Consider the following 226-nt stretch of genomic DNA (forward strand, 5'->3'; position numbering starts at 1 on the left):
CTCGATCTCCTTGTCGTCCAGTTCTCCGGCGCGCAGCTTCTTTCGGAAACTGTCCCGCGTCGCCGCGCCCGCGCCCGGTCCGACCAGGGCGTCCAGGATCCGGTCCTCGGCGGCGGCCTCGGCCTTGGCCCGCACGTCGCCGCGCCGGCGCTCGCGCACCATGATCAGGGCGCTCTCGACCAGGTCGCGCACGATCTGATCCACATCGCGGCCGACATAGCCGACC

The 226-nt window shown here is 71.7% G+C and carries 1 pseudogene; it reads right to left on the reverse strand.

The features are described 5' to 3' along the window. Nucleotides 1–226, reverse strand: a pseudogene (locus B3T77_RS01605) (HslU--HslV peptidase ATPase subunit); the annotation flags it as partial.

This window comes from Brevundimonas sp. UBA7838 (genome assembly GCF_002500885.1).
Classification (GTDB): domain Bacteria; phylum Pseudomonadota; class Alphaproteobacteria; order Caulobacterales; family Caulobacteraceae; genus Brevundimonas; species Brevundimonas vesicularis_C.